Source organism: Pseudomonas sp. GD04091 (assembly GCF_029836165.1).
Classification (GTDB): Bacteria; Pseudomonadota; Gammaproteobacteria; order Pseudomonadales; family Pseudomonadaceae; genus Aquipseudomonas.
Window position 1 is genome coordinate 1 of the sequence record NZ_JAOEBG010000003.1, and the last position, 14,681, is coordinate 14,681.

16 protein-coding genes are annotated in these 14,681 nt (G+C 66.0%); 7 read left to right on the forward strand and 9 right to left on the reverse strand.

Annotated features, from left to right (window positions below; genetic code table 11):
- Positions 1–18: 18 nt before the first annotated feature.
- Both N7422_RS04935 and N7422_RS04940 read right to left on the reverse strand, forming a co-directional pair.
- Positions 19–513 carry a SprT family zinc-dependent metalloprotease gene (locus tag N7422_RS04935; protein WP_279805453.1) on the reverse strand — a complete coding sequence of 165 codons (495 nt, stop codon included), beginning with the start codon at positions 511–513 and terminating at the stop codon, positions 19–21.
- A 142-nt stretch (positions 514–655) separates the two neighbouring features.
- Complete coding sequence (locus N7422_RS04940; RefSeq protein WP_011532642.1) at positions 656–1,255, reverse strand: Yip1 family protein; 600 nt, start codon at positions 1,253–1,255, stop codon at positions 656–658.
- 264 nt (positions 1,256–1,519) lie between these two features.
- Here N7422_RS04940 and ttcA point away from each other — a divergent pair, with 264 nt between their 5' ends.
- Positions 1,520–2,344: a tRNA 2-thiocytidine(32) synthetase TtcA gene (gene ttcA, locus N7422_RS04945; protein WP_166883942.1), complete on the forward strand. Its 825-nt coding sequence runs from the start codon at positions 1,520–1,522 to the stop codon at positions 2,342–2,344.
- 4 nt (positions 2,345–2,348) lie between these two features.
- Positions 2,349–3,020, forward strand: a complete 672-nt coding sequence (locus N7422_RS04950) for a DNA-3-methyladenine glycosylase I (protein WP_279805454.1) — start codon at positions 2,349–2,351, stop codon at positions 3,018–3,020.
- Positions 3,021–3,135: 115 nt separating this feature from the next.
- Here the strand turns inward: N7422_RS04950 and N7422_RS04955 are convergent, their stop codons facing one another.
- From N7422_RS04955 to arsC, 3 genes are read right to left on the reverse strand one after another with little or no spacing between them, the layout of a single operon-like run.
- On the reverse strand, positions 3,136–3,549 hold the full coding sequence (locus N7422_RS04955; RefSeq protein ID WP_279805455.1) for a DUF2069 domain-containing protein: 414 nt from the start codon (positions 3,547–3,549) through the stop codon (positions 3,136–3,138).
- Positions 3,542–4,147, reverse strand: coding sequence for an NAD(P)H:quinone oxidoreductase (gene wrbA / locus N7422_RS04960; RefSeq protein WP_279805456.1), 606 nt, complete (start codon positions 4,145–4,147; stop codon positions 3,542–3,544). Before wrbA ends, N7422_RS04955 begins: the two co-directional genes overlap by 8 nt.
- Positions 4,144–4,497: an arsenate reductase (glutaredoxin) gene (gene arsC, locus N7422_RS04965; protein WP_279805457.1), complete on the reverse strand. Its 354-nt coding sequence runs from the start codon at positions 4,495–4,497 to the stop codon at positions 4,144–4,146. The genes wrbA and arsC overlap by 4 nt, the downstream gene beginning before the upstream one ends.
- A gap of 86 nt (positions 4,498–4,583) precedes the next feature.
- On the opposite strand from arsC, the gene N7422_RS04970 reads away from it, so the two are divergent.
- Positions 4,584–5,051: a TlpA disulfide reductase family protein gene (locus tag N7422_RS04970; protein WP_279805458.1), complete on the forward strand. Its 468-nt coding sequence runs from the start codon at positions 4,584–4,586 to the stop codon at positions 5,049–5,051.
- 66 nt (positions 5,052–5,117) lie between these two features.
- On the opposite strand, the gene N7422_RS04975 is transcribed toward N7422_RS04970, so the two are convergent.
- The 4 genes from N7422_RS04975 to N7422_RS04990 form a co-directional block, all read right to left on the reverse strand.
- Entirely contained in the window at positions 5,118–5,522 is a 405-nt protein-coding gene (locus N7422_RS04975; protein ID WP_279805459.1) for an META domain-containing protein, read from the reverse strand.
- Positions 5,523–5,957 carry a hypothetical protein gene (locus N7422_RS04980; protein ID WP_279805460.1) on the reverse strand — a complete coding sequence of 145 codons (435 nt, stop codon included), beginning with the start codon at positions 5,955–5,957 and terminating at the stop codon, positions 5,523–5,525. It abuts the gene before it with no gap.
- 31 nt (positions 5,958–5,988) lie between these two features.
- Positions 5,989–6,978 carry a 2-hydroxyacid dehydrogenase gene (locus N7422_RS04985; protein WP_279805461.1) on the reverse strand — a complete coding sequence of 330 codons (990 nt, stop codon included), beginning with the start codon at positions 6,976–6,978 and terminating at the stop codon, positions 5,989–5,991.
- A 104-nt stretch (positions 6,979–7,082) separates the two neighbouring features.
- The gene (locus tag N7422_RS04990) at positions 7,083–9,839 is read right to left on the reverse strand and encodes a response regulator (protein WP_279805462.1); all 2,757 of its coding nucleotides are present in this window, start codon (positions 9,837–9,839) and stop codon (positions 7,083–7,085) included.
- A 212-nt stretch (positions 9,840–10,051) separates the two neighbouring features.
- Here N7422_RS04990 and N7422_RS04995 point away from each other — a divergent pair, with 212 nt between their 5' ends.
- The 4 genes from N7422_RS04995 to rlmD all read left to right on the forward strand — a co-directional run bounded on the left by N7422_RS04995 (position 10,052) and on the right by rlmD (position 14,680).
- Positions 10,052–10,768 (forward strand): response regulator transcription factor, encoded by a 717-nt coding sequence (locus tag N7422_RS04995; RefSeq protein WP_279805463.1) that lies wholly within the window; start codon positions 10,052–10,054, stop codon positions 10,766–10,768.
- Positions 10,769–10,771: 3 nt separating this feature from the next.
- The gene (locus tag N7422_RS05000) at positions 10,772–12,142 is read left to right on the forward strand and encodes a sensor histidine kinase (RefSeq protein WP_279805464.1); all 1,371 of its coding nucleotides are present in this window, start codon (positions 10,772–10,774) and stop codon (positions 12,140–12,142) included.
- Between the two features lie 280 nt (positions 12,143–12,422).
- A complete protein-coding gene (gene cysM, locus N7422_RS05005; protein ID WP_279805465.1) occupies positions 12,423–13,322 on the forward strand; it encodes a cysteine synthase CysM in 900 nt (299 codons plus the stop codon).
- The gene (rlmD, locus tag N7422_RS05010; protein WP_279805466.1) at positions 13,322–14,680 is read left to right on the forward strand and encodes a 23S rRNA (uracil(1939)-C(5))-methyltransferase RlmD; all 1,359 of its coding nucleotides are present in this window, start codon (positions 13,322–13,324) and stop codon (positions 14,678–14,680) included. The genes cysM and rlmD overlap by 1 nt, the downstream gene beginning before the upstream one ends.
- Position 14,681: the final 1 nt, after the last annotated feature.

A 14,681-nucleotide genomic window follows, 5' to 3' on the forward strand; every position in this document is an offset into this window, starting at 1 on the left:
GAGCTTCGCAGTCGGCGTTTATTCGACGCGGGTCTCGCCGCTGTACACCAGAATCTCCCGACACCGCCGGCACAGGTACCGCCGCCCCTGGCGCACCAGCTTGTGCCGCTGGGCAGTGAACGGAAAGTCGCTCTCCGGGCACGGGCAGCGGTAGATGTAGCGCGTCGCCACCCGTCGCTGCACTTCATAGTTGTGGCAACGGTTCGGCGGCAGCTCGTAAACGCCACGCATGATCAGTTGCCACTCCTCGCCATGGGCCTGGATCCGCTCGCCGAACAGCTGGTGAGCGACCAGGTGCGCCACTTCGTGGGCCACGGTCTGGCGCAGGAAGTCTTCCTGGTTTTCGCGGTACAGCTGCAGGTTGAAGCGCAGCAGGTTCTCGTGCAGGTGGGCGACGCCGGCTTTCTGGCCGCGCAGCTTGAAGCTCACCTGCGGGCGTGGAAAGGGGCGTTTGAAGAAGGTTTCGGCTTGCTGGTAACAGGTTTCGACGCGTTGTTTGAGCAGCTCGGGCATGGCGGGGTAGTTCTCCTGACCGGGCATTATGCCGCAGGCAAAGGCCGGCTGCCGAGCCGCCGGTCAGGCACACGAAACGAAGCCGCCTTGCGGCGGCCTCGGGTGATGCCCCAGTGTTGGTTGGATCTGCTTGGTCTGCGTTTCAGTTGGTGTAGACGGGCCCCACGCCCAGTCCCCAGATGATCACGGTCGCGGCCATGATCGCCACCAGCACCACGAGGCCCACCGCCAGCACGGAGCTGGAGAACAGGAAGCCTTCATCGGATGGAATGTTCATGAATGTCGGTAACCCGACGTACAACAGGTACACGGTGTAGCAGATCGCCGCCGTGCCGATCAGCATGCCCAGCCACAGGTGCGGGTACAGCGCCGCGAGACCGCCGATGAACAGCGGGGTGGCGGTGTAGGTGGCGAAGGCGATGCACTGCGCCATGCTCGGGTTGGCGTCGTAGGTGCGCGCCATCCAGTGGATGAAGGCGCCCATCACCGCGACCCCGGCGAGCATCGCCAGGTACGACATGATGCTCATCCACAGCGCGCTTTCCATGGTCAGCATCACCGCTGGCCGGTCGCCGATCACCCAGCCGACCTGGGTGGTGCCGATGAACGCCGAGACGGCGGGGATCGCCGCCAGGATCAGCGTATGGGTCAGGTACATGTGGCTGATGCTTTCTTCCTCGCCACGGATCTCCCGCCACTCCTGGTCAGGGTGGGTGAACAGCCCAACAACGTGATGAATCATACTGGTCACTCCTATCGTCGTTGCCAAACGCCCCCCAGATGGAGCGCCTGTGGCCCGAGGCCAGGAACACCGATCATTACGGCAATGTGGCCTTATGTCGCAGTATAGGAAGCCGTTCCCGGCATAAAACCGGCTTTTTAGAGCAAATCGCGCTGTCAGCGCCATTGCTGATTCCCTTGAAGTCTTTATCGGAAGGTCCTACTGCAGCGTGCGGTTTGTGCGTAAAATAGCCGGCTTTTGTCACACCTCGCGGATCCAAGCGCTATGGGCACCCTCTCGGTCAACCAGAACAAACTGCAAAAACGCCTGCGTCGTCTCGCCGGCGAAGCCATCACCGACTACAACATGATCGAGGATGGCGACAAGGTCATGGTCTGCCTGTCCGGCGGCAAGGACAGCTACACCATGCTCGACGTTCTGTTGCACCTGCAGAAGGTGGCGCCGATCAAGTTCGAGATCGTCGCGGTGAACATGGACCAGAAACAGCCGGGTTTCCCCGAACACGTGCTGCCGGCCTACCTCAAGGAACTGGGCGTCGAGTACCACATCGTCGAAAAGGACACCTATTCGGTGGTCAAGGAGCTGGTACCCGAGGGCAAGACCACCTGCTCGCTGTGCTCGCGCCTGCGCCGCGGCACGCTGTACACCTTCGCCGACGAGATCGGCGCGACCAAGATGGCCCTGGGGCACCACCGCGACGACATCGTCGAGACCTTCTTCCTCAACATGTTCTTCAACGGCGCGCTCAAGGGCATGCCGCCGAAGCTGCGCGCCGATGACGGGCGCAACGTGGTGATCCGCCCACTGGCCTACTGCAGCGAGAAGGACATCCAGGCCTACTCGGACATGAAGGAATTCCCGATCATCCCGTGCAACCTGTGCGGCTCGCAGGAGAACCTGCAGCGCCAGGTGGTCAAGGACATGCTGGTGGAGTGGGAGCGCAAGCACCCGGGCCGTACCGAAAGCATCTTCCGCGCCCTGCAGAACGTCGCGCCATCGCAACTGGCCGACCGCAACCTGTTCGACTTCACCAGCTTGAAGATCGACGAGAGCGCCACGCCGCGTTTTCTCGACGTGCTGAACATCTGACCCCATGCGCGACTATCAGTGGCTGCTCGAGTACTGCCTGAACCGCTTCGGCTCGGCCCAGGCGCTGGAAGCCTTCCTGCCGCAGCCGCGCACGCCTGCGCAGCTGCGCGACATCCCTGACGACCGCTATCTGTCGACCCTGGCCCTGCGCGTATTCCGCGCCGGGCTGAAGCACAGCCTGGTGGATGCCAAGTGGCCGGCGTTCGAGCAGGTGTTCTTCGGTTTCGATCCCGAGAAAGTGGTGCTGATGGGCGCCGAGCACCTGGAGCGGTTGATGCACGACGAGCGCATCATCCGTCACCTGGGCAAGCTCAAGAGCGTGCCGCGCAATGCGCAGATGATCCTCGACGTGGCGAAGGAGAAGGGCAGTTTCGGCGCGTTTATCGCCGACTGGCCAGAGACCGATATCGTCGGTTTGTGGAAGTACCTGGCCAAGCATGGCAACCAGCTGGGCGGGCTGTCGGCGCCGCGCTTCCTGCGCATGGTCGGCAAGGACACGTTCATTCCCACCGACGACATGGCGGCGGCGTTGATCGCGCAGAAGATCATCGACAAGCCGCCGACCAGCCAGCGCGACCTGGCGCTGGTGCAGCGGGCGTTCAACCAGTGGCACGCCGAGAGTGGGCGACCGTTGTGCCAGCTGTCGGTGATGCTGGCGCATACCGTCAACCATTGATATCGCCGGGGCCGCTGTGCGGCCCTTTCGCGACACAAGGCCGCTCCTACAGGGGAACGCGTACTCCTGTAGGAGCGGCCTTGTGTCGCGAAAGGGCTGCAAAGCAGCCCGGAGATTAACGCCCTTCTCCGGACAGACGCCGCTCCAGCTGGAACTTCCAGCGCACGAACAGCAACCCGCTGACGAACAACCCCAGGCTTACCAGCACCTCGACCCAGCCAAATACCGCCCGCGCCGGATCGAACGCCGCCAGCACGCCCTTGATGAAGTAGATGTTCACCACGAAACAGGTCCAGGCATGGGCCCGGGCGCTGCCCATCAGCATGCCCGGCAGCACCAGCAGCAGCGGGATCAGCTCGATGGCCATGATCACCTCGACCCGTGCCCCGTGCAGGTCGGCGAACCACAGGTTGTTCACCAGCAGCAGGGTGATCAGGCCGAACAGGCAGGCCAGGCTCAGGGCACGGGTGAGGCGCACCCGGGGGGCCAGCCAGTCCAGTGGCGGCAGCACCTTGGGCTGCCTAGCCACGTTCGCCACCCAGTGCCTTGGCGGTGTTCGCCAGGCGTTGGCCGAGGGCCCGGCACAGGGTGATCTCGTGTTGGTCCAGCTCGCGCTTGCCGTCGGCGCCGGCATGGTGACTGGCGCCGTACGGCGTGCCGCCGCCGCGGGTCTCCAGCAGCGCCGATTCGCTGTAGGGCAGGCCGGTCACCAGCATGCCGTGGTGCATCAGTGGCAGCAGCATCGACAGCAGGGTGGTTTCCTGGCCGCCGTGCAGGCTGGCGGTGGAGGTGAACACCGCCGCCGGCTTGCCCACCAGTTCACCGCCCAGCCACAGGCTGCTGGTGCCGTCGAGGAAGTACTTGAGCGGCGCGGCCATGTTGCCGAAGCGGGTCGGGCTGCCCAGGGCCAGGCCGGCGCAGTGGCGCAGGTCGTCGAGGGTGGCGTACAGCGCGCCGCTGGCCGGGATGTCCGGGGCCACGGCTTCGCATTCGGTGGAGATCGCCGGCACGGTGCGCAGGCGTGCCTCCAGGCCGGCCAGCTCGATGCCGCGGGCGATGTGGCGGGCCATCTCGCTGGTCGAGCCATGGCGGCTGTAGTACAGCACCAGGATGTAGGGGGCGCTCACGGCAGGATCTCCAGGACCTTCTCGGGTGGGCGGCCGACCACGGCCTTGTCACCGGCAACGAGGATCGGGCGTTCGATGAGCTTGGGGTGCCGGACCATGGCGTCGATCAGCTGGGCGTCGGTCAGGTCCGGGTTGGCCAGGTCGAGGGCCTTGTATTCGTCCTCGCCGCTGCGCAGCAGCTGGCGCGGGGCGATGCCCAGCTTGCCGAGCAGTTGCCCGAGGGTGGCGGCGTCGGGCGGGGTCTCGAGGTAGCGCACGATGGTCGGCGCCAGGCCGCGTGCCTCGAGCAGCTCCAGGGCGCCGCGGGATTTCGAGCAGCGCGGGTTATGATAGAGAGTCAGTTCGGTCATGACGGGTCGCATCCAGCTGGGTGTGGCGGCTATTCTAACCGCAGCGACCGACTTCAATGCTTGAAAACTTCGAGAAGGATTGACCCATGGCAAGGCGTTTGGCAGCTGCACTGGCCATCACCGCGAGCCTGTTGCTCGGCGGCTGCGGTGCGGACTACGGCGTGGACCAGCACGGCAACACGGTGAAGGCCGAACAGATCGACGGGCACTGGCTGGTGCTCAATTACTGGGCCGAATGGTGCGGCCCGTGCCGCACCGAAATCCCCGAGCTCAACGCTGCGGCCAAGCAGTGGGAAGCCCAGGGCATCAAGGTGGTGGGGGTGAACTTCGACGGGCTGCAGGGCGCCGACCTCAAGGCCGCGTCCGACACCCTGGGGATCGGCTTCACGGTGTTGGCGCAGGACCCGGCCGAACGCTACGAGCTGCCGCGCAGCGAGGCGCTGCCGGTGACCTACATCATCGACGACAAGGGCAAGGTGCGTGAGCAGCTGATGGGCGAACAGACGCTCGAAGGGCTGCACGCGAAGATCAAGGCGCTCAAGGGCGGCGCCTGAGTTCCAGGCATCGCGGGGCAAGCCCGCTTCCACAGTCCGTGGGAGCGGGCTTGCCCCGCGATGATTTCAGCCTTCCTCAGCCCAGAACCGCAGCGGCATGCCCTCGGCCGGCCAGAAGCGGATCTGTTCGATCGGCGACTCGTCCCAGCGCTGCACCGTCTCCAGCGCCTGCAGGAAGCGCCGTTCCTGATCCATCAGCGCCGGCGCGCACAGTTTGCGGGTCTTGCCGACCTTGCCGAAGCTGATGCGCTCGCCGTCCAGGGTATAGGGCGCGAACCAGTGGTTGCAGCCGCCATTTCCGTAGGCGCGGCCATCGCTGGCCAGGGTCAGCGTCAGGTGGCTGTAGTCGATCAGCGGTCGCTCGCCGATCCATTCCAGCCGATAGCTCTGCTCTTGCTGCAGTTTCGAAGGTTGCGCGGCACAGCCCAGCAGGCCGCTGGCGATCAGCACGCCGGTCAGCAGATGTTTCACTCAGCCACGCTCCCGGCACTGTGGGCATACATGCTTGTCGCCCTTGCTGGCCCAGCCCAGTGCCTGGATACGGGCGCTGGCGGCCGGGGCCTGACCCTTCTTGCCGAGCTTGGCGTCGTTGGCGAACTCGAAGTCCAGCACGGCGTCACAGCTGTCGCACTTGACCTGCCAGTTGAGGATTTCCAGTTCGTTGAATACCGGGCCCTGGGCCACGGCGACCCACTGGCCGTGTGGGTTGATCAGGTGACGCACGGTCTCGACGGTCAGGCGCATGGACAGGTCCTTGCTGCCTTTGAGGGTGACCAGCAGCACGTCGCCCTTCTGGATCGAGCCGCCGTTGCCGGTGACCTGATAGCGGCCCGGCACCAGCGCGCGGCATTCGATCAGGGTGTGTTGCGGGTTGAAAAGGGTGTAGCGGAAATCGTGTTCGACCATGGGTCCTCCAAAATTGCCGCGTATCCTAGCATCAACCGTTTACAAGATTGTGCGGATTGCCTGCCGCCCAGCGGGTGATGTTGTCCAGGGTGGTGGCGGCGATGGCGTCCAGCGCTTCGCGGGTGAGAAACGCCTGGTGCGCGGTGACGATCACATTGGGGAAGGTCAGCAGCCGCGCCAGCACATCGTCCTGCAGCGGCAGGTCGGAGCGGTCCTCGAAGAACAGCTGCGCTTCTTCTTCATACACATCCAGCCCCAGGTAACCCAGTTGGCCGCTCTTGAGCGCGTCGATCAGTGCCGGGGTGTCGACCAGCGCGCCACGACCGGTGTTGATCAGCATGGCGCCGGGCTGCAACTGGGCCAGGCTGCGCGCATTGATCAGGTGCTTCGTGCCCTCGGTCAGCGGGCAGTGCAGGCTGATGATCCTGGATTCGCGGAGCAATTCGGGCAGTTCCAGATAGCGGGCGCCGAGGGCGAGCAGTTCGGGGTTGGGGTAGGGGTCGTAGGCCAGCAGCTGGCAGCCGAAACCGGCCATGATGCGGGCGAACGCCGCGCCGATCTGGCCGGTGCCGACCACGCCGACCGTCTTGCCATGCAGGTCGAAGCCAGTCAGCCCGTGGAGAGTAAAGTCGCCTTCGCGGGTGCGGTTGTAGGCCCGGTGCAGGCGGCGATCGAGGGCCAGGATCAGGGCCACGGCATGTTCCGCGACCGCGTGGGGCGAGTAGGCCGGCACGCGCACCACAGTGAGGCCCAGGTGCCGCGCGGCACTCAGGTCGACGTGGTTGTAACCGGCCGAGCGCAGGGCGATCAGGCGGGTGCCACCTGCGGCCAGGCGCTCGAGCACCGGGGCATCCAGCTCGTCGTTGATGAACGCGCAGACCACTTCGAAGCCTTGGGCCAGGGCCGCCGTGTCGAGGGTCAGCCTGGCTGGCTGGAAGTGCAGGTCCAGGGCGCTGCTGCTGGCGGCCTGGGTGAAGCTTTCCTGGTCGTAGTGCTGGCTGCTGAACAACAGGACGCGCATGGTGGAACTCCTCTGGCGGGAAAGCGCAGTTTAGACAGGCGGGTTGCATCGGTGTTGACCTGTGCCGGCCTCTTCGCGGGTAAACCTGCGAAGAGGCCGGGACGTCATGCGCTCTGGCGCGCCTGTTCGGCCAACCGTGCGATGGCCTGGTCCAGCTCGTCCAGCGCCTGCGCGGCCTGCGGGCTGTCCTGCTTGAGCAAGGTCTCGCTGCGCTGGCAGGCCGCGCGCAACTGCGGTACGCCGCAGTAGCGCGAGGCACCGTTGAGCCGGTGCACCCGCTCGATCGTCGCGGTGCGGTCGGCGGCGTCGCGGGCGGCCTGGATCGCTTCGCGATCGGATTCCAGCGAGGCGAGCAACATGGCCAGCATGTCCGCCGCCAGGTCCGGTTTACCCGCCGCCAGGCGCAGGCCTTCTTCCGGGTCGAGCACCTTCAGTTCGCTGCTGTCCGGCATTCGCTCGATGGCGCGTTCCTGTTGCGGGGTGTCCAGGCTCAGGCCGGTCCACTTCATGACCACCTGGGCCAGCTGGCGCTCGCTGATCGGCTTGGTGAGGTAGTCATCCATGCCGCTGTGCAGCAGGGCGCGCTTTTCGTTGGCCATGGCGTGGGCGGTGAGGGCGACGATCGGCAGGGCCGGGCCACTCTGGCTGGTCTCCCACTGGCGGATCTGTTCGGTGCAGGCGCGGCCATCCATGCCGGGCATCTGCACGTCCATCAGCACCAGGTCGAACGGTTCGTCCTGAACGACCTGGACCGCGGCATAGCCGCTGTCCACCGCCAGTACTTCGGCGCCCATGCCTTCGAGCAGGGTCTGCACCAGCAGCAGGTTGGCCGGATTGTCGTCGACGCAGAGAATCTTCGGCATGCGCTGGCCGCTGCTGGCGCGTCGCTCGCCCAGCGGGCGGCGCGGTTGCACCAGTTCCAGCAACAGCCGACGCAGCTTGCGCGTGCAGGTGGGCTTGGCCAGCAACTGGCAATGGAAATTGGCCAGGTATGGGTGGTACAGCGGTTGCTCGGTGGTCGGGCACAGCACGACGCACTGGCACCCCAGGCGCTCGAGCTGTTGCAGGTATTGGCTGAGCTGCTCGGGGCTCAGGCTGCCCAGATTGACGCCGAGCACGGCGAACTCGAAGGGTTGGCCGGCGAGGCTGGCGGCCTGCACGGCCTGCAACAGCTGCTCGCACGATGAGAACAGGGTGACCGTCAGGCCGCAGTCCTCGAGCTGATGTTCCAGGGCCTGGCGCGCCAGGTCGTGGCCGTCGACGATGGCCACGCGACGGCCGAGCAGCGCCTGCAAGGGGTGCTCGTCGGCGTCGTCGTGGGCTTTGGGCAGGTTGAGGCTGATCCAGAACTGCGAACCTTCCCCCGGCGTGCTGTCGACGCCGATCTCGCCGCCCATCTGCTCGATCAGGCGCTTGGAAATCACCAGCCCCAGGCCGGTGCCGCCGGGCTGGCGCGACAACGAGTTGTCGGCTTGGCTGAAGGCCTGGAACAGGGTGCGCACGTCCTGGGGCGAAAGGCCGATACCGGTGTCCTGCACGCTGATGCGCAGCTGCACGCAGTCGTCCTGCTCGTCCTCGAGCATGGCGCGCACCACGATCGTGCCTTCGCGGGTGAACTTGATGGCGTTGCTCACCAGGTTGGTGAGGATCTGCTTGAGCCGCAGCGGGTCGCCGACCAGCGACAGCGGGGTGTCGCGGTAGACCAGGCTGAGCAGCTCCAGCTGCTTGGCGTGGGCGGCCGGGGCGAGGATGGTCAGGGTGTCCTGGATCAGGTCGCGCAGGTTGAACGGAATGCTGTCGAGCACCAGCTTGCCGGCCTCGATCTTGGAGAAGTCGAGGATCTCGTTGATGATCCCCAGCAGGTTGTCGGCGGATTTCTCGATGGTGCCCAGGTAGTCGAGCTGGCGTGGGGTGAGCTCGCTTTTCTGCAGCAGGTGGGTGAAACCGAGGATGCCGTTGAGCGGGGTGCGGATCTCGTGGCTCATGTTGGCCAGAAATTCGGACTTGATGCGGCTGGCCTCCAGGGCTTCCTTGCGCGCCATGTCCAGCTCGATGTTCTGGATCTCGATGGTTTCCAGATTCTGGCGCACGTCCTCGGTGGCCTGGTCGATGCTGTGTTGCAGCTCCTCGTGGGCACTGTGCAGGGTTTCGGCCATGCGGTTGATGCCTGCGCCCAGTTCATCCAGTTCGTGGCTGCCCATGGCCGGCAGGCGCTCCTCGAGGTTGCCGTCCTTGAGCTGGTTGACCGCGTGCTTGATGCGGTTGATCGGGTCGTTGATGGTGCGGCTCATGCGCAGGGCGAGCAGGGCGGTCAGGGTCAGGCAGGCGAAGATCAGCAGCAGGGTGGTGAACAGGTTGCGATAGCCGCGCAGCAGGGTGCCATCGTGGGACAGTTCGATCTCGACCCAGCCGAGCAGGCGCTCGGCCTCGGCGGGCACGGCGTCGGTGGCCAGGTCGCGGTGATGGCCGAACACCGGCATCAGATAGCGAGTGGCATCGTTGCCGGTGCGCTGCAGCAACTGCGTGCCGGTGCCGCCGCTGGGCGGCTGGTTGAGCATGCTCGGGCCGGCATGGGCCAGGCGCGAACGGTCGGCGGCGAGAAAGGCCACGGCGCGCACGTCTGACTGCTCCAGCGCCTGCGCCGCGATGCGCTCCAGCTGCGCGGGCGTCTGACGAGCGAGGGCCGGGGCGGCCAACGGCGCCAGTTGTTCGGCGATCATCTTGCCGCGTTGCAGCAGCTGCGTGCGCAGCTCGTTCTGCTGCAGCCAGGTGAAGTAGCTGCCCAGCACCAGCGCCATCAGGCTGGCGGGCAGCAAGGCCAGCAGCAATACCCGGCTGCGGATTCCCAAACGGTCGAGCACACCTGTCTCCTGTCATGTGCCTAAGGGCGCGATTCGCGCTTCAGCCGGAACGTTACTCCGCACCCGATGCCATTGCACCCATTTGTTTGCCGGCGGCGCGGCCGTTTCAGCCTTGCCTGGCGTTTTCCCACGTGACGGCAGTCGGACTTCGGTTGCCTTGCCCGGACTGCCTGCCCAATAATCGCGCAACTGAGAATTGATGGCAGTTGCCAATGAATCCCGTAGCTATTCATACCCCCAGCATCCTCGCCATCGAGGATGATCCCGTGCTGGGCGCGTACCTGCAGGGCGAGCTGCAGCGCGGCGGCTTTGAGGTCACCTGGTGCCGCAATGGCCTGGAAGGCCTGGAGGTGGCCGGCCAACAGGTGTTCGACCTGGTACTGATGGACATCCTGCTGCCGGGGCTCAACGGCCTGGACGCGCTGGCCCGCCTGCGCCGCCACAGTGCCACCCCGGTGATCCTGATGTCGGCGCTGGGGGCGGAGGCGGACCGGATCTGCGGCTTCGAGCGCGGCGCCGACGATTACCTGCCCAAGCCGTTCAGCTTCGCCGAGCTGCGCGTGCGCATCGAAGCGATCCTGCGTCGGGTTGCCTTCGAACGGCGCGCGCTGGCGCCGAGCCAGGTGGAGTCTGGCCAGCTGCACTTCGATGAGCAGGCCACGGATGTCAGCCTCGCGGGGGCGTGGGCTGGGCTGACGCCAAGCGAGTACCGCCTGCTCGATACCCTCCATCGCAGCCCCGACGAGGTGATGAGCAAACCCTTCCTCTATCAGCAGGTCCTGCAGCGCGGCTACTCGCGCCATGATCGCAGCCTGGACATGCATGTCAGCCAGATCCGTCGCAAGCTCAAGGCCATCGGCTACCACGAACGGCAGATCCGCACGGTGTGGGGCAAGGGCTACGTGTGCGGTGCGGGTGAGGCTGACTGAATCATGCTCGACCGCCACTCGCTGTTCTGGAAGCTGACGATCCTGCTGGTGGGCTTCTGCCTGCTGATGATTGGCCTGAGTTACAGCTGGGGTCGTCATATGGAGACGCAGGACGCCTTTCTGTCGGAGCCTGCCCGGCACGTCCTGCGTGGCTATGCCGCCGAGGCCGAGCAGGCCTGGCGCAAGGGCGGGCGTGATGGCGTGGATGTCTGGTTGGCCGACATGCATGAGCGTGAGCGCGGTTGGCTGGGGGTGCTCGACAACAACCTGCGGCCTCTGGGCAGCGGCGAGCTGAGCGCCGGCGAGATCCAGCGTCTGACCCGGCTGCGCGGTGTCGACTGGCCCATGAGCCGGCGCAGCATCGGCCAGCCCTGGCTGCGCCTTTCGTTCCCGGGCTCGCCGGAGTTGGGCATGCTGGTGATCGAACTGCCCGAGCGCTTCAACCCGGGCCGATACCGACTGTTCTGGCGCGTGATGACCAACGGCATCATTCCAGGCCTGTTCACCTTGCTGCTTTGCGTCGGCCTCTATCGCATGCTGATCGTGCCGCTCAATCAGCTGCGCGAGCAGGCCAATGCCTGGCGTGCCGACCAGTTGGCGGCACGCCTGGATCCGCGTACCACCCAGCGCCATGACGAACTCGGCGAGCTGGCCCGGGCCTTCGACCAGATGGCCGAGCGCCTGCAGGGCACCGTGGCGCTGCAGCAGCAATTGCTGCGCGACCTTTCCCATGAAATGCGCACGCCTCTGAGCCGTCTGCGGGTGGCCTGCGACGGCGAGACCGACCTGCAGCGCCTGCGTGAACGCCTGCACCGGGAAGTGGACGGCATGCAGCAACTGGTGGAGGACACCCTGCAACTGGCCTGGCAGGACGCCGAGCGCGCGCCGATGAATCTCGAGCCGATCCAGCTGCAGGCGCTGTGGGACATGCTCAGCGAGAATGCCTGCTACGAAAGCGGCTGGACGCCGGATCGACTGCGCTGCGAGCTGCCGCCCGGCTGCTGGGTGCAAGGCAACCTCAATCATCTGGCCCAGGCGCTGGAGAACATCCTGCGCAATGCCATCCGCCATTCGCCGGGCGGTGGCGTGGTGACGCTGAGTGGGTGGCGCGACGGCAATGGTTGGCGCATCGAGCTGGAGGACGAGGGCGGTGGGGTGGCCGAGGGCGACCTGGAGCGGATCTTCGCACCGTTCTCGCGGCTGGATGGATCGCGTCCAGGGGATGGCGGCTTCGGCCTGGGATTGAGCATCGCCCGCAGTGCCATCGAGCGCCAGGGCGGACGGGTGTGGGCGACCAACGGGGCGCGTGGGTTGCGGGTATGCATGCGCTTGGCGGTGTGTGAGCGCGATTGCAAGGTGGCGTCCTCTGTCTAGCTCCTTGCAGGCGACCGGACCGCGCTGTCTGCTTCGCGGGTAAACCCGCTCTCACAGCAATGGCGCATGTCACCAGATCAGTGCGGTCGCCGTGGCAGCGGCTTTAGCCGCGAACACCGGCGTAGCCGGTGCCAAGCCCCCGTGGAAGCCGCGTCATGGGTGAACCCACCCCATCATCGTTTATAGCCAGCCGCTATAATGTCCGACGATTGCGTGATATGGCCGCGCGAGGTTTGCCGGTATGATAGGCGCCCCTGCCGTCCGGATTGCGAACACGCCCATGACCCTGCAGTACCCCACCATCGCCGATTGCGTCGGCCATACGCCTCTGGTTCGCCTGCAGCGCATTGCCGGGGACACCAGCAACACCCTGCTGCTCAAGCTCGAAGGCAACAATCCGGCCGGCTCGGTCAAGGACCGCCCTGCGCTGTCGATGATCACCCGCGCCGAGTTGCGCGGCCAGATCAAGCCGGGCGACACCCTGATCGAGGCCACCTCCGGCAACACCGGCATCGCCCTGGCCATGGCCGCGGCGATCAAGGGCTACAAGATGATCCTGATCATGCCGGACAATTCCACCGCCGAACGCAAGGCGGCCATGACCGCCTACGGCGCGGAGCTGATCCTGGTGACCAAGGAAGAGGGCATGGAAGGCGCGCGCGACCTCGCCGAGAAACTGCAGGCAGAGGGCCGCGGTCTGGTGCTCGATCAGTTCGCCAATGGCGACAACCCGATCGCTCACTACAACAGCACCGGCCCGGAAATCTGGCAGCAGACCCAGGGCACCATCACTCACTTCATCAGCTCCATGGGCACCACCGGTACCATCATGGGCTGCTCGCAGTACCTCAAGGAGCAGAATCCGGCGGTGCAGATCGTCGGCCTGCAGCCGATGGAAGGCTCGGCCATCCCCGGTATCCGCCGCTGGCCGCACGAGTACCTGCCGAAGATCTTCGACGCCAGTCGCGTCGATCGCGTGGTGGACATGTCCCAGCAGGAAGCCGAGGACACCACCCGCCGCCTTGCCCGCGAAGAGGGCATTTTCTGCGGCGTGTCCTCCGGCGGTGCGGTAGCGGCGATGCTGCGCCTGTCCCGGGAAGTCGAGAACGCGGTGATGGTCGCCATCATCTGCGATCGCGGCGACCGTTACCTGTCCACCGGCCTGTTCGACGCGACCTGATGTCCAGAAAGAAAAGCAACGGCGGCCTGCGCTTCCAGCCGGCCGGCGGCAACCGTGCCCCCCAGGTTCCCGTGGGCAAGAAGCAGCGCCTGCAGATCGAGCGCCTGGCCGGTGATGGCCGCGGCATCGCCTTCGTCGATGGACGTACCTGGTTCGTCAGCGGCGCGCTCGGCGGCGAGGAGGTCGAGGCCCGCGTCCTTGGCGCGCGTGGCAAGGTGGTCGAGGCGCGTCTGGAGCGCGTCTTCCAGGTCAGCCCGGAGCGTCGCGAGGCGCCGTGCAGGCATTATGATCGCTGCGGCGGTTGCAACCTTCAGCACCTGCCCCACGAAGGTCAGCTGGCGCTCAAGCAACGCTTGCTGGCCGAGCAGTTGCAGCGCGTTGCCGGCCTTCAGCCTGAGGAGTGGGCCGCGCCCTTGAGCGGAGCGGAGTTCGGCTATCGGCGCCGGGCGCGGGTGGCCGTGCGCTGGGACGCCAAGGCGCGTCAACTGGACGTGGGGTTACGCGCCGAGGCCAGCCAGGACATCGTCGCCATCGACGACTGCCCGGTGCTGGTACAACCCTTGCAGAGCATCCTCCGTCATCTGCCGACCGTGCTGCGCAGCTTGAGCAAGCCGCAGGCGCTAGGGCACGTGGAGCTGTTCAGCGGCACCGCCGAGGCCGTGCTGGTGCGCCATGTGGCAGCGCTTCCAGCTGAAGACCTGGCGCGCCTCGAGGCATTCTGCCGCGAAGCCGGCGCCCAGTTGTGGCTGCAGGGCGAGGGCGAGCCGGCAGCGGCGGATGCCGCGGCGCAGCTGGGTTTTGCCCTGGAGCCGTGGGGGCTCGAACTGGCCTGGAGGCCGGGCGACTTCGTCCAGGTCAACGCCCAGGTCAACACGCTGATGATCCAGCAGGCCCTGGCCTGGCTGGCGCCTCAGGCACACGAGCGGGTGCTCGACCTGTTCTGCGGCCTCGGCAACTTCGCCCTGCCGCTGGCCCGGCAGGCGCGTGAAGTGGTGGCGGTGGAGGGCGTGCAGGCGATGGTCGAGCGTGCCGAAGCCAATGCCCGGCACAACAATGTGCATAACGCTCGGTTTTTTCAGGCCGATTTATCGCAGCCTTTGGCCGGCGCCGGATGGGTCGCCGAGGGCTTTTCTGCGGTACTCTTGGACCCACCGCGTGACGGGGCCTTCGAGGTGGTGCAAGGCATCGCCCGGCTCGGCGCGAAACGGTTGGTCTATGTATCGTGCAACCCGGCCACGCTGGCGCGAGACGCGCAGGTGCTGGCCGGGCAGGGGTACCGGTTAAAAAGGGCCGGGATTCTCGACATGTTTCCTCAGACGGCGCATGTCGAGGCCATGGCGTTATTCGAAGCGGGCTAGC

Bases quoted from the DNA above. Each gene is read 5' to 3' on its own strand.
- ttcA (WP_166883942.1), top strand. From the start codon at position 1,520: ATGGGCACCCTCTCGGTCAACCAGAACAAACTGCAAAAACGCCTGCGT.
- N7422_RS04940 (WP_011532642.1), bottom strand. From the start codon at position 1,255: ATGATTCATCACGTTGTTGGGCTGTTCACCCACCCTGACCAGGAGTGG.
- N7422_RS04980 (WP_279805460.1), bottom strand. From the start codon at position 5,957: ATGGTCGAACACGATTTCCGCTACACCCTTTTCAACCCGCAACACACC.
- N7422_RS04995 (WP_279805463.1), top strand. From the start codon at position 10,052: ATGAATCCCGTAGCTATTCATACCCCCAGCATCCTCGCCATCGAGGAT.
- N7422_RS05000 (WP_279805464.1), top strand. From the start codon at position 10,772: ATGCTCGACCGCCACTCGCTGTTCTGGAAGCTGACGATCCTGCTGGTG.
- arsC (WP_279805457.1), bottom strand. From the start codon at position 4,497: ATGACCGAACTGACTCTCTATCATAACCCGCGCTGCTCGAAATCCCGC.
- cysM (WP_279805465.1), top strand. From the start codon at position 12,423: ATGACCCTGCAGTACCCCACCATCGCCGATTGCGTCGGCCATACGCCT.
- rlmD (WP_279805466.1), top strand. From the start codon at position 13,322: ATGTCCAGAAAGAAAAGCAACGGCGGCCTGCGCTTCCAGCCGGCCGGC.
- N7422_RS04985 (WP_279805461.1), bottom strand. From the start codon at position 6,978: ATGCGCGTCCTGTTGTTCAGCAGCCAGCACTACGACCAGGAAAGCTTC.
- N7422_RS04935 (WP_279805453.1), bottom strand. From the start codon at position 513: ATGCCCGAGCTGCTCAAACAACGCGTCGAAACCTGTTACCAGCAAGCC.
- N7422_RS04950 (WP_279805454.1), top strand. From the start codon at position 2,349: ATGCGCGACTATCAGTGGCTGCTCGAGTACTGCCTGAACCGCTTCGGC.
- N7422_RS04970 (WP_279805458.1), top strand. From the start codon at position 4,584: ATGGCAAGGCGTTTGGCAGCTGCACTGGCCATCACCGCGAGCCTGTTG.